Below are 12,801 nucleotides of genomic sequence, written 5' to 3'. Positions count from 1 at the left end.
CTGCATTGAGAATGTGTATTTACGGTGCTAGATTGGATTTATTCACTATTTAAAGGGTATGGGTGAATGAGCAAACACCACATTAAGCAACTTATACAAAATAGCCTGTCTTTTAACGATGTAAACAACGATGAAAATTATGCCCAGGGGCTAATAGAAACGGGTATTAAAGGTGTTCAGTTGTTTAAAGTAACGCAGGCTATGCGCTGTGCACCTGCGGTATACGAGCCGTGTATTGTTGCTATAGTCAGTGGCGCTAAAGAAGCCATACTCGATGGTAAGCATTTTATATACGATGAAAATAATTATATGTGCTGCCCTATGTCTATGCCGGTAGAAGCGGGTACACCCACGGCTTCACCTGAGAACCCCTTGCTAGGCGTTATTGTATCGCTAGATACAAAAGTGATGACCGAATTATCTATTACCATGGCTGCACAAGGTGTAAAAAAACACGCATCAGGCCCCAAAACGCAAGGGCTTACACTCGCAGCATGGGATGACTCATTTATCGATTCATTACTACGATTGCTGCGACTTGTAGGCAACCCTGTAGATATTGCGGTTTTAGGTGAAGGGCGACTGCGAGAATTATATTACGCCATATTAAACGGACAGGCAGGTAGTAGTGTGCACCAAGCCTTTGGCGTAGGAAACGACATAGCACGCTCAATTGATTATTTGGCATCTCGATTAGATGAAACCATAACCATAGACGATATGGCAGCAAAAATTGGCGTAAGTAGGGCAGTTTTGCATCGAAAATTTAAGGATGCGACCAGTATGTCGCCGATTCAATTTGTTAAATCTATGCGCTTAAATACCGCTGCGATGAAAATTGCAGCGGGTATGAACGTAAGTTCGGCGGCCATGTCGGTAGGCTATGTTAGCTCATCACAATTTAGCCGAGAATTTAAACGTATGTATGGGCAATCGCCAAAGCAGTGGAGCCAAGCAAAGGAGTTACCTCAGGAGCTTGTTGAGCAATCGATTGCTCAAACAGTTGATCAAACAACCAGCCTGAGGGATTGATCATGGATAATATAGTCATTTTTAGGGTTGTTGGTGCGGTATTAATTATTTTTGGCATAGTGTTAGCTGTCAACCCTGAGCTGATAAGCAATAAGCCAGTTCCTAATGATATTTTTAAGGCCGTAGAGCGCAGAATTTGGTGGGGGTTATTTATTGGTTTTGGCTTATTACTGCAATTTCATTTTCAGCTTGTACCTTGGCAAGCTAGCATAGCGGCAACACTGTCATCGTTACTCGTAGGACTATTAATTGCAAGGCTTATTGGCATTATGTTAGATGGCTCGGTAGCAAAACAGTGGCTAAATGTGGGTATTGAAATAGTGATACTGGCGCCTCTAATTTGGTGGTATTTAAAAGTACGCAGCTAGTATCAAGCTTGTTAATTTTAGAAACTAAAAGTAATTTTAGTTTCTGTGTTTTTTAAAGGAGCGGTAAAGTGAAACTAATCTGTCGTTTACTTTTACCTATGAACTAAATAATGATGAACCTCGATTACCTAAACTTATTTGTCAGAGTAGCTGCAACTAATAATATATCAAAAGCTGGAGCTGAACTTGGCTTGTCATCGGCTGTAGCAAGTGCTCATCTTAATAAATTAGAAGAGAGTATTGGAGTTCGGCTAATACACAGAACTACACGAAAAGTATCGCTTACTGATGAAGGGAAAGAGTTTCTGCCCCACGCAAAGGATGTGCTTGTTACTGCTGATATCGCGCTAACGTCTGTAAAGAGCGAAAGAGCAAAAATAGCAGGCAAATTGAGAATAACAGCCCCTGTTTCTTTTGGTCATATTCATCTCATTCCTGCGCTAAATAAGTTTATGGATCTTTACCCTGATTTAACCGTAGAGCTTCGCCTTAGCGATACAATAGTAGATATGGTTGAAGGTGGGTTTGACATTGCTATTCGTAACGCAGAGCTTAAAGACTCTACATTAGTCGCAAGGAAGCTCGCAACTGACAACAGAATTATATGTGCATCACCAGATTACCTTAACAAGCATGGTATACCTACCAATCCCGAAGCGCTTTTACAACATAACTGTATTAATTTAATAGGCAATGAGCATTGGCATTTTAAAACGCCTAGTGGGTCAAAGACGGTTAAAACCAAAGGGAGCTTTGCCTCAGATAATGGAGAGGCGGTGCGCAATGCGGGTATTAATGGCATGGGGGTAATCATGTGCTCTACTTGGATTGCCTATGAGCAATTAAAAGCAGGTCAATTAGTACAAATTCTAAGGGATTACCCGTTAGAGTCTCATGCTTCTATATGGGCGGTTTACCCGTCTTCAAAATTAGTGGCCCCAAAGGTGCGGGCATTTATCGACTTTTTTTCAGCCAGCTATGGCAGCCCGCCTTATTGGGATAAAGTATTGGAGAGTCAAAACGGTCAGTGAGCGCTGACCGTTTTGAGTGCATCATTATTTTAAAGACACTGTTGATATAGTAAACGGTGCGTCAGCTTGCGTGTTGGCCATGTTTGGTGCATCAAACACTGCATCAAAATTTGTAATATACACGGTGTTGCCTCTAACAATCGCTTCTCCAGGTCCATCTAACTCATTATTTGTACCGTCGCTGTCTTTATTTTTTGTCAGTAAAGTTGTTTTACCATTTACGTCAATACTATAAGCAGCATTGTCAAATAAGTCAGTAATATATAAAGTCTGAGAGTCTTCACTCCACTGAATACCGTCACTTGCAATCAAGCCTTCACTAAATAGCGTGGTTGATTGTTTAGTGCCATTTTTACTAATGGTGGTTTTATACACCGTCCCTTCTTCCATAATACCGGTATATAAGTTACCAAGCTCATCAACAGCTAAACCATTGGCACCAAAACCTAGGCTTCCATCTGAGTAAAAGACTTCAAATAAATGTGCGTCAAAATTATCTTTTCCTTTATACGCAGCGATCTGTAATGGATTTTTTGGGTCTAATTCCTCTAAACTTACTTTGTACACACCGCTGGTGGTTGAGCTGCCTTTTTCAGTTGCAAGCACTGTATCTGAGATGAATAAGTCGTTACCGTGCCACGCTATGGCATTAGGAAAAGAAAGCCCTTTAGCAACAACATCAACAGTGGTTGCTTTGCCGTTTTGTACATTAACGCGTTATAAACGCGATTCGCCACCAAACCATAATTGCATATCGGCTACGTAAATGTTGCCATCTGGCCCCATAGCAATACCCATAGGCGTAACAACTCCGCTGGTTGGTTCAAGATCGCGGGGCTTAAATGTATACCATACTGATACGCGATCGTTTTCATCAATTAGGCCAATCGTTGGCGCTTGGGTATTTTGTATGACCCCTTTTTCGATAAGTGTTTGATTATGTAAATTTGGTGAAGTAAATAAAATATTGTTATTAGCATCAAGTGCAAAGCTGGCAGGAGAATTAAACTGCGCAGGTAAATTTTGTAGTGAATAAGTTTGTTGTGCTGGTGGTGTTTGCGTACAGGCAAAAAGAGCACCTGAAATAAGCAGTAAACTTACTATTTTTGTGTATTTATTTAAACTTTTCATAGTATCCCTTTAAATGGCAATGGATGTTTAAAACATGGCCGGTAATCATAATCGATATAAAAACCGGCATTTGGAGCTACTAGTTATTTAGCAAAACCACCCAATGGTTTTAGTAATAGTGGCGAAAGTGCAGCATGCATATCTCGTAACTCTTTAGGTAAGTCACCTAAATGGACCATACGTGTTGGGGTTGCTGCTTTAATCCACTGCTCGGCATGGTCGTTCCAATTTTCAATATGAGTGAAGGATGACTCTAAATCACGAAAGCGCTCATAAACCAATACGTCACCTTCATCAGATAGGTAGTATTGATAGTTTAAAGTGCCAGGCTCTGTTTTAGCTCTTTCTACTTGCGAATTCATTACCGCCTTGAATGCTTCAAGTTGGCCTTCGTTTAGTTTAGCTTCAACAATCCAACCAAAATTTTCGAAGGTTGTGCCATTGTCAGTGTTAATCATGCTTGTTTCATCTATTTCTCGAGCAAAGCCACCTAATGGTTTTAGCCATGTTGGTGATAGCGCAGCGTGACGCTCTCGTACATCATCAGGTAAATCGCCAAGATGAAGCATACGAGTTGGCTCAGCAGCGGCTATCCAGCGCTCAGCATGTGCATCCCAGTTTTCAATGTGTTCGTGTGAAGCGTGTGCATCAGCAAATCGCTCGTAAACTAAAACATCGCCATCATCAGACAAATAGTATTGGTAATTAAGCGTACCTTCTTCAGTCAATGCGCGGTTAACTTGCGAATTCATCACCGCTTTAAAGTTCTCTAATTCGCCTTCTTTAAGTTTTGCCTCAACGATCCAACCAAAATTCTTAAACATAATATTCTCCACAGTATAGGAAGATACATTTCTTCCGAATTAATCTACATTGTCTTGAGTTGACGAAAGAGAAGATAACAAAGTTAATTGGTATTGATAATGAAGGTAATTAAGAATCACTTCGTAGTTTTTGTTGGTAATTTATTTTAATAATAATTGTGATTATTTTAGCGATACTGCGAATAACTAAATAAGAAGGTTAGGTGAGTATTATGGTAAAGCTAAAATGTTTATATTTAACCGTGTACAGGTTTCGTTGAATAGGCCAAAGCGCCGCACTTTATTACTTTTAAAAACAGATGCATTAGCACTTAAACACAATAAAACTGCGATGAAAAAATACGTGATGAGATTAATTTAGATGATGGATTTATGCGTAAATGAACACTAATAAAAAACCACTGTTTGCTCAAACAATGGAGCAGCATAAAGGCATTATTTATAAAGTTGTTAACTCTTACTGTCAAAACCAACACGACAGGCAAGACCTAGCGCAAGAAATACTCACCACCATGTGGCTTGCTTATGATAATTACGACAAAGACTATAAGTTTTCTACGTGGATGTACCGAATAGCACTGAATGTGGCGATTTCCTATTACCGCAAAGACAGTAAACGAGAAGATAAAGCCAATGAAAGTGAGCAGTGCATTGTGCACATAGCCGACCTATCAGCGCACAATGATAAAAGCGAAGAGGTTAAGCAGCTTTATGAGTTTATAGCAAAGCTCGATAAGTTAAATAAAGCCATAGTATTGCTGTATTTAGAAGGCGAACCCCATCAAAGCATAGCGACGAGTTTAGGCATAAGTAAAACCAACGTCGCTACGCGAATTGGCCGCATTAAAGAAACACTAAAAAATCAATTTGAAAAACAGGGGGCTTAATATGAATTTAGATAACATTAAAAACACATGGCAGCAGCAAAATAGTGTTAACGAATCGGCCATTACAATAAACCAATCACTGCTGAGCGAAACAAAAGTGAATACACAAATGAAAGAGCTTAATATTATGAAGTGGGCACGTATTATTGAAAGCGCAGCCTTCTTTTTTATTATTGTTTTATTGGGGCAGTATATTGCAAATAACTTTAGTGTTTCAGCGCCTTCAATATCTGCGTTGATACTGAGTGTATTTTCCATTGCTGGCCTTGCAGGTAATATTGGCCAAATAGTGCATATTGCTAACATTGATTATGCAAAGCCAATTAGCCAACTTCAAAAAGACGTTTACCGCCTTTGCTCACATAAATTACAACTAACTAAGTTGTTGCTTATGTCTGCACCTTTTTATATGGCTTATGTTTTTATTGGCTTTGACGTGCTATTTGAAATTGACTTGTATGCTCACCTAGAGCAACACATGGTTTGGTTTTACAGCGTGTCATCGCTTCTACTTTTAATAATTACAAGCTGCGTATTAGCTAAACTAAACTACACAAATATTAAAGTGCCTTGGGTTAAACGCACCATTGCATTTATTGTCGGTGAGCGTTTAGTAAATATGGCGCAATTTATAAATAGTATAGAATCAACAGACAGCTAAACGATTAGATGCCGGATTACTGCAGTGCGACCAGAAGTGGAATAGCTAAGGCTTAAGCTGTTAGTTATCAAATACGATAACTTGATTTTTACCAGCAGCCTTAGCTTTATATAATAGTTGGTCTGCGTTTTCATATAACCTTTCAAACTTAGAGCGTTTTGTATCACCTTTATCTACACCCGCACTAATTGTGACTCCTGTTAATTCAGGCGATATGTCATTTAAATTAAGGCTAGCAATGGCTAATACAAGCCTATGTGAAATCTTTTTTACGGTTTCAACATCATTGCTTGGAAAGAAAACTACAAACTCTTCTCCGCCATATCGTCCAACAATATCTTTTTCTCTAGTTTGAACTTTTAAAGCATGAGCGACCCTTTGAAGAACTTTATCACCAGCATTATGTCCAAATCGATCATTAATGAGTTTAAAGTTATCTATATCTGCAATGAGTAAAAAACCACTTTGTTTATCTAAGCGAGAAACTTGTTCATGAAAGCCTTTTCTATTTAACACTTTTGTCAAAGGGTCGATTAACGATTCATTAGTGATTGTTATATTAAGTCGTTTTAATTTTTTAATATGACGAATTGAGAAAAACAAAATGAGAATGAAAAGGCCAAGGTTAATAAACAGAATTATATTTAACCTAATATGATCAGCCGCTTTGCTTTGCCAATCAATTTCGCTTGCAAATGCAAAGCTACTAAATAAAGAAAGACTAAATAGTACTAATTTTAAAATATACATTTTTTGAAAAGGTAAAAACACAAATTAGGCAACTTATAAACGAATGTAATAACAGACCTTGAATGCCAATACTTAAATAGGGCCCAATCATCTTAGCATCAGATACATCTAGCAAAACACCCCATGAAACAACCAAGTATAAAAATCCAATTAAGAGTAATGATAAAGATATTGTTTCAGATTTTAATTTACTGACATACATAGAAAATAAAGCTATGAGAAGTAATGAGCCTAACGAAGATAAAATAGTCATCGGCTCAAACCATAAACCAGGGGCCTCAATGAAAGAGTGATTTGCATTAGCTTCCCAAAACTCAGGAAAAGCCAAAACTTTTAGAATATCGACGTGTGAAAATATGAGCAAAAGTTCTTCAAATTTCACTCCCGCAACAGACTCGTTAAAAGCAATAAAGGTGATAAAGCCATTCGAGAGCCATATAAAAAACGCTGAAGTAATGGCTAAAAGCAAATTGTATAATTGTGCTTTATTGCTATAGCTTTTCAATTATTAGTCCGTTTTTTCTTTAAACTCACACAAGTCTTCAATAATACAGCTGCCGCATTTAGGCTTACGGGCAACGCAGGTATAGCGTCCGTGTAGTATTAACCAGTGGTGAACGTCTACTTTGAATTCTTTAGGAACAACCTTTTCAAGTTTTTGCTCAACGGCGACTACATCTTTGCCCATAGCAAATTTGGTGCGGTTTGAAACACGAAAAATATGCGTGTCTACGGCAATGGTCGGCCAGCCGAAGGCTGTGTTGAGTACTACATTTGCGGTTTTTCTGCCAACACCGGGTAGGGCTTCGAGGGCTTCGCGGTTCTCGGGAACAATGCCGTTATGTTGATCAACCAATATTTGGCACATTTTGTACACGTTTGCGGCTTTTGAATTAAATAAGCCAATGGTTTTTATATAATCGCGAAGCGCATCGTGGCCAATATCTAAAATGGCATGTGGCGTATTAGCAACCGGAAATAATTTACGGGTGGCTTTATTTACCCCTACATCGGTGGCTTGTGCAGAGAGCGTAACGGCTACTAGTAGCTCAAATGGGCTTGAGTATTCAAGCTCGGTTTCTGGATGCGGGTTTTGCTCGCGCAAGCGCGAGAGTATTTGGTGACGTTTTTCTTTATTCATGCAACTTAAAACGCATTAGCTAATAGCGTTAATGCGTTTTCCCCTTAAGTTAAGCTAGTAACACGTGCGCGTGGGCCTTTTTCGGCTTCTGGCGGCGTTACTTGTTTTGATTTTATTTGTGCGTCAATAACATTTTTTGCTGCTATTAGCAGCCCAAGCCCTAAAAAGGCGCCGGGTGGTAAAATAGCGAGTAAAAACTGGCTATCGAAACTAAATATTTCCAAGCGTAGGCTTTGTGCCCATGGCCCTAGAAGCAAATCGGCCCCATCAAATAATGTACCTTGGCCTATCAGTTCGCGCATTGCACCGAGTACTAACAATACGGCCATAAAGCCTAAGCCCATCATCAGGCCGTCGAATGCAGACAGGTGCACAGGATTTTTAGAGGCATATGCCTCTGCACGGCCAATAATGGCGCAGTTAGTTACTATTAGTGGAATAAATATGCCTAATGATTGATACAAGCCAAAGGTGTACGCATTCATAAGTAGCTGAACTATGGTCACAAAGCCTGCGATAATCATTACAAATACTGGTATACGAATGTCTTTAGGCACCCAATTACGCACAACTGAAACAGTAATATTAGAGCCTACTAAAACTAATAAAGTAGCTAACCCTAGGCCGAGCGCGTTGGTTACAGTTGATGTAACAGCTAAAAGCGGACATAAACCGAGTAGCTGCACTAGCGCGGGGTTATTAGCCCATACGCCTTCTTTGTATAAGGTTTTTAACTCACTCATTGGGTTACCTCTTGGCAAGCATTAGGCTGTTTAAAAATGGCGGCAAAGTTAGTTTTTGCAAATAATACGGCATTTTTTACCGAGCCTACCACGGCGCGAGGGGTAATTGTTGCGCCGGTAAATTGGTCAAACTGGCCACCATCCTTTTTTACCGCCCAACGGGCATCGTCTTCACTTTGAACCGTTAAATCGTTAAATGTAGTGATCCACAGCGACTTTTTAACTTCTACTTTATCGCCTAAGCCGGGCGTCTCTTCGTGCTTAGTAGTACGAACGCCGGCAATGGTGCCATCAGCAAGTACGGCGGTTAATAAGTTAATATCGCCACTGTAACCACTAGGTGTTATGTGTCTTATTACAAGTGCAACAGGTTGCTGATTTTTATAAGCGCGGTAAATAACTTGCTCGGGGTAAGGACCCAGTTGTTCATCGCTCATAATTACGCAATTTGTATTGAGCTGATTATCGTAGCTGCTTGGGTTTAATACCTCTTGTAATTGTGAGGTTAGTTGCAAGCGTTCTTGCTCGGCAATCTTATCGGCGGTAAAGGCATCAATTGAGGCAACTAAGCCTGTTGTTATCAGTGCAAAGGCGGTTAATATCGCGCCATTTTTAGCCATTGATGAAATAATCATTTTACTGCTCCGTGGCCATAAGTGCGTGGTTGGGTGTAGTAATCAATCAGCGGTACGGCAATATTAATTAATAATACACTAAAGGCTACCGCATCAGGGAAGCCACCAAAGGTGCGAATTAAATACACCAACAAGCCAATTAACGCGCCATAAATTAAGCGCCCTTTATTGGTAGTTGCAGCCGAAACAGGATCGGTGGCGATAAAAAATGCGCCCATCATGGTCGCGCCACTTAATAAGTGAAATACCATACCCGGCTCGGTACCCGGAGCGGCAATATAGCCAATGGCACTGCACAGCGCTAGTGAGCCTATAAAGCTTACTGGAATATGCCAGTTTATAATTTTAGCTTTTAAAAGGTATAAACCACCGGCTAAAAAGCTTAGGTTAACCCATAGCCAACCAAGCCCAGCCCATTGAGAAAAAATCGGTTTTTGCATGCTTTCGCTAACAGTTAGACCATGAGCTACATCGGTTTTAACTGTATCAAGCGGGGTGGCCATGGTGAGGCCATCAACGCCGGCACGGACTTGATCAACACTAAAGCCCAGAGCGGTAAAATCAGTAAATATAAGGCGTAATTGGTCAATAAAGCCAATTGGGACGTTAAGTAAATCGGTAACGGGTAACCAAGCGGTCATTTGCACCGGAAACGAGACTAAAAGTAGTACGTATGCGGCCATTGCTGGGTTAAATAAGTTAAACCCAAGCCCACCATAAAGTTGCTTTACAATCACAATGGCAAATAAACAGCCAATAATAATGACCCACCAAGGCGCCAGCGGCGGAATACTCAGTGCTAACAGCACACCAGTAAGCCAAGCACTACCATCACTCAATGCAGGCCAAACAGGGCGTTTACGCATTAACATAATGGCTGCTTCAAATACGCTTACAGCAACAAGTGCCAGTACTAACTGAATAAGTACGCCAGTTCCAAAAAATACCACTTGCGCTATTAGCCCAGGAATACACGCAGCAATTACGGTTAGCATTAATCGCGTTAACGACTTATGGCTATGGTTGTGCGGCGAACTGGCCATGGTTAATTTCATGACTGATCATTTCCTTCTTTTTGTAACTTTTTAGCTTTGGCGCGCGCTATTGCGGCGGCCACGGCGGCTTTTTTCTTCTCTGCTGCAGTTTGCTCAGAGGCCGTTTTCTCAGAGTCTGAACCGCTGCTGGTTTGTGGCTCATTGCTGTGTTCAGGTGCGCTGTGTTCACTTGCTGCTGATTGCTCTGCTTCTTTAGCGGCTTTTTTTGCTTTAGCACGGGCAATAGCAGCAGCTACGGCCGCTTTTTTGTCATCAGCAGGAGAGCGTGTTTGTGAGTTTTCAGGCTCAACTTCACCTGTTTGCTCAGCAGCACTTGGCTCATCTGATTGCTGGGATTGCGCAGCCGCTTTAGCGGCTTTTTTAGCTTTAGCACGCGCAATAGCTGCAGCTACCGCTGCTTTTTTATCATCTGCGGGCGCGGGGGCTTCATCGCTTTGTGGCTCTGCATTTTGCTCAGCTTGCGCCGCTTTTTTTGCTTTAGCACGGGCAATAGCAGCAGCTACCGCTGCTTTTTTATCGTCTGCGGGCGCTTCATCGCTTTGTGGCTCAGGGCTTTGCTCAGCTTGCGCCGCTTTTTTAGCTTTAGCACGCGCAATAGCAGCAGCTACCGCAGCTTTTTTGTCATCAGCTGGGGCGGGAGCTTCATCGCTTTGTGGCTCTGCACTTTGCTCAGCTTGCGCCGCTTTTTTAGCTTTAGCACGGGCAATGGCAGCAGCTACCACTGCTTTTTTATCATCAGCTGGGGCGGTTGCTTCATCGCTTTGTGGCTCAGCATTTTGCTCAGCTTGCGCCGCTTTTTTCGCTTTAGCGCGTGCAATAGCAGCAGCTACGGCTGACTTTTTATCATCAGGTGTTGGTGATGACTCGCCCTCGGCAGCTTTTTGTTCTTTATATTTACGTGCTTTTTCTTTACGTAGTGCGCGCTCTTTAGCTACTTCACTGTTATCTGGCTCTAGCTCTTCACCTTGCTGTTTTTTCGCTTTGGCGCGGGCAATTGCAGCGGCTACAGCAGATTTTTCATCGCCATCTGATGATTTGCTCTTAACGCGGGCAAGGGCATCCGCTACTTTTTGCTTTTCATCTGATGTTTTTGCCGCTGGTTTACGTTTATGGCGGTTTTGACGTTCTTGTTGCTCGCGCTCTAGGCGCTCTTTACGGGCGTCAAAGCGCTCTTTTGCTCTATCGGCTTTAATTTTTTCGGCTTGTTGCTCTTTTATTTCTACTTTTGCTACACGGTAATACTGCACCAGTGGAATTTCGCTCGGGCATACATACGCACACGCGCCACATTCAATACAATCAAATAAGTTGTGCTCTTGTAATTTGTCGTATTCTTTTGATTTTGCAAACCATTGTAATTGCTGTGGTAATAACGAAGCAGGGCAGGCATCTGCACAGGCACTACACCGTATACAGGCTTTTTCAGGGCCAGGCTCTGCCAGCTCTTTATGATCGGGGGCTAAAATACAGTTGGTGGTTTTAATTACCCCAATACGCACAGTCGGTAAGGTAAAGCCCATCATCGGCCCGCCCATTACAACGCGCTGCTGGGGTACGGGTGAAAAACCTTGGCAATCAAGCAGGTGCTTAACTTCGGTGCCTAATAATGCCCATACATTACCTGCATTATGAATGGTGTTACCTGTTACTGTAACAACGCGCTCTATAAGCGGTTTACCTTCGTACACCGCTTGTTGCACAGCAAACAAAGTTCCTGTGTTGTGCACTAAAATACCAATATCGGCAGGAATACCGCCACTGGGTACTTCACGGTTTGTAAGTAATTTAATTAATTGTTTTTCGCCGCCCGATGGATAAACAGTAGGCACCGTTTGAATAACAATATTGGCGTTGTGCTCTGCGGCACTTTTCATAGCCGCTATGGCTTCGGGCTTATTATCTTCAATGCCAACAATACACAGTGTCGGGTTTAAAATTTGTTGCATTAGCTCAATGCCTTGCACTACTTGCTTGGCATGTTCACGCATTAACACATCGTCGGCTGTTATGTATGGTTCGCACTCAACAGCATTAACAATTAAAAACTCAATAGGTTGTTTTATATCGGCTTTTACATAAGTAGGAAAGCCTGCTCCACCCATACCGCTTATACCTGCTTGATGAATTATATCGACTAATTCATCGTGGCTAAGCTCACTTGGGTTAGGTATTGGGGTTAGTTCGCACCATTGATCTTTGCCATCAGGCTCAATAATAATACTTAGCTCAGGTAAAGCCGATGGATGTGCCGAAGGCATAGAAGCAATATCTGTTATGGTGCCAGAGCTGGGCGCATGTACAGGCACAGACCAATTCGCAACGGGCACGGTTAGTGCTTGGCCTTTTAATACCTGTTGGCCTTTTTCTACAATCAATTTACCGTTAGCACCAATGTGCTGTTTAATTGGTACAACTAACTTATCAGGTAGAGGAAGCCTAGCAATACGCGCACTGTTAGAGAGTGTTTTTTGTTGTGGTGGATGCACGCCGCCCGGGAATGCCCAAACAGTGCCTTTTTTAATTTGTTCAAGTAACTTTTCCAC

General features: G+C 41.6%; 15 protein-coding genes. 5 read left to right on the top strand and 10 right to left on the bottom strand.

The window, feature by feature from the left end; translation table 11 throughout:
• Window positions 1–66: 66 nt before the first annotated feature.
• The 3 genes from OIZ54_RS08995 to OIZ54_RS08985 all read left to right on the top strand — a co-directional run bounded on the left by OIZ54_RS08995 (window position 67) and on the right by OIZ54_RS08985 (window position 2,431).
• On the top strand, window positions 67–1,032 hold the full coding sequence (locus OIZ54_RS08995) for an AraC family transcriptional regulator (RefSeq protein ID WP_264390213.1): 966 nt from the start codon (window positions 67–69) through the stop codon (window positions 1,030–1,032).
• Window positions 1,033–1,034: 2 nt separating this feature from the next.
• Entirely contained in the window at window positions 1,035–1,400 is a 366-nt protein-coding gene (locus OIZ54_RS08990) for a DUF4345 family protein (protein WP_264390212.1), read from the top strand.
• 110 nt (window positions 1,401–1,510) lie between these two features.
• Window positions 1,511–2,431, top strand: coding sequence for a LysR family transcriptional regulator (locus OIZ54_RS08985; protein WP_264390211.1), 921 nt, complete (start codon window positions 1,511–1,513; stop codon window positions 2,429–2,431).
• A 24-nt stretch (window positions 2,432–2,455) separates the two neighbouring features.
• Here the strand turns inward: OIZ54_RS08985 and OIZ54_RS08980 are convergent, their stop codons facing one another.
• From OIZ54_RS08980 to OIZ54_RS08970, 3 genes are all read right to left on the bottom strand, one after another.
• The gene (locus tag OIZ54_RS08980; protein ID WP_264390210.1) at window positions 2,456–3,037 is read right to left on the bottom strand and encodes an SMP-30/gluconolactonase/LRE family protein; all 582 of its coding nucleotides are present in this window, start codon (window positions 3,035–3,037) and stop codon (window positions 2,456–2,458) included.
• Between the two features lie 111 nt (window positions 3,038–3,148).
• On the bottom strand, window positions 3,149–3,562 hold the full coding sequence (locus OIZ54_RS08975; protein WP_264390209.1) for a hypothetical protein: 414 nt from the start codon (window positions 3,560–3,562) through the stop codon (window positions 3,149–3,151).
• An 83-nt stretch (window positions 3,563–3,645) separates the two neighbouring features.
• The gene (locus OIZ54_RS08970) at window positions 3,646–4,386 is read right to left on the bottom strand and encodes a putative quinol monooxygenase (protein WP_264390208.1); all 741 of its coding nucleotides are present in this window, start codon (window positions 4,384–4,386) and stop codon (window positions 3,646–3,648) included.
• A 380-nt stretch (window positions 4,387–4,766) separates the two neighbouring features.
• Between OIZ54_RS08970 and OIZ54_RS08965 the strand changes: the two genes are divergently transcribed.
• Window positions 4,767–5,273 carry a sigma-70 family RNA polymerase sigma factor gene (locus tag OIZ54_RS08965; protein ID WP_264390207.1) on the top strand — a complete coding sequence of 169 codons (507 nt, stop codon included), beginning with the start codon at window positions 4,767–4,769 and terminating at the stop codon, window positions 5,271–5,273.
• Between the two features lies 1 nt (window position 5,274).
• The gene (locus OIZ54_RS08960; protein ID WP_264390206.1) at window positions 5,275–5,934 is read left to right on the top strand and encodes a hypothetical protein; all 660 of its coding nucleotides are present in this window, start codon (window positions 5,275–5,277) and stop codon (window positions 5,932–5,934) included.
• A 60-nt stretch (window positions 5,935–5,994) separates the two neighbouring features.
• Here OIZ54_RS08960 and OIZ54_RS08955 read toward each other — a convergent pair whose 3' ends face one another.
• Genes OIZ54_RS08955 through rsxC form a run of 7 tightly spaced genes read right to left on the bottom strand, consistent with a single transcriptional unit; the run spans window position 5,995 to window position 12,801 of the window.
• Window positions 5,995–6,705, bottom strand: coding sequence for a GGDEF domain-containing protein (locus OIZ54_RS08955; RefSeq protein WP_138580048.1), 711 nt, complete (start codon window positions 6,703–6,705; stop codon window positions 5,995–5,997).
• Window positions 6,656–7,189 carry a hypothetical protein gene (locus OIZ54_RS08950; RefSeq protein WP_138580049.1) on the bottom strand — a complete coding sequence of 178 codons (534 nt, stop codon included), beginning with the start codon at window positions 7,187–7,189 and terminating at the stop codon, window positions 6,656–6,658. The genes OIZ54_RS08955 and OIZ54_RS08950 overlap by 50 nt, the downstream gene beginning before the upstream one ends.
• A gap of 3 nt (window positions 7,190–7,192) precedes the next feature.
• Complete coding sequence (gene nth / locus OIZ54_RS08945) at window positions 7,193–7,825, bottom strand: endonuclease III (RefSeq protein ID WP_264390205.1); 633 nt, start codon at window positions 7,823–7,825, stop codon at window positions 7,193–7,195.
• A 44-nt stretch (window positions 7,826–7,869) separates the two neighbouring features.
• Window positions 7,870–8,568, bottom strand: a complete 699-nt coding sequence (locus tag OIZ54_RS08940; protein WP_004589483.1) for an electron transport complex subunit E — start codon at window positions 8,566–8,568, stop codon at window positions 7,870–7,872.
• Window positions 8,565–9,203: an electron transport complex subunit RsxG gene (rsxG, locus tag OIZ54_RS08935; RefSeq protein ID WP_138580050.1), complete on the bottom strand. Its 639-nt coding sequence runs from the start codon at window positions 9,201–9,203 to the stop codon at window positions 8,565–8,567. The genes OIZ54_RS08940 and rsxG overlap by 4 nt, the downstream gene beginning before the upstream one ends.
• Entirely contained in the window at window positions 9,200–10,258 is a 1,059-nt protein-coding gene (rsxD, locus tag OIZ54_RS08930; protein ID WP_264390204.1) for an electron transport complex subunit RsxD, read from the bottom strand. Before rsxD ends, rsxG begins: the two co-directional genes overlap by 4 nt.
• Window positions 10,255–12,801, bottom strand: a complete 2,547-nt coding sequence (rsxC, locus tag OIZ54_RS08925; RefSeq protein ID WP_264390203.1) for an electron transport complex subunit RsxC — start codon at window positions 12,799–12,801, stop codon at window positions 10,255–10,257. Before rsxC ends, rsxD begins: the two co-directional genes overlap by 4 nt.

It is taken from the genome of Pseudoalteromonas sp. A3 (assembly GCF_025942345.1).
Taxonomy (GTDB): domain Bacteria; phylum Pseudomonadota; class Gammaproteobacteria; order Enterobacterales; family Alteromonadaceae; genus Pseudoalteromonas; species Pseudoalteromonas atlantica.
This window is presented reverse-complemented; position numbering and strand designations above follow the sequence as displayed.